Raw genomic sequence first — 246 nt, forward strand, 5'->3', positions numbered from 1 at the left:
GGCGCAGGTGGACGGGCTTGCCGATTTCCCGGTCTATACCCGAAAAGTGCATACCGACGTCTCCTACATCGCCTGCGCCCGCAAGCTTCTGGCCGCGGCCGACGTGGTCTTTCCGCAGTTTGCCACCCACAACGCCCAGACGCTTTCGGCCATCTACCATCTCGCCGGCCCCGATTTCACCGTCGGCAAATACGAGTTCCAGTGCCTGCACGGCATGGGCGAGCCGCTCTATGACGAGGTGGTCGT

1 protein-coding gene is annotated in these 246 nt (G+C 63.0%); it reads left to right on the forward strand.

The annotated features are described in order from the left end of the window. Positions 1-246, forward strand: a 246-nt coding sequence (locus tag CN925_RS16015) for a proline dehydrogenase family protein (protein ID WP_142339243.1), incomplete at both ends; no start/stop codon positions are given.

It is taken from the genome of Bacillus sp. AFS055030, assembly GCF_002574545.1.
Taxonomy (GTDB): Bacteria; Bacillota; Bacilli; order Bacillales; family Bacillaceae_G; genus Gottfriedia.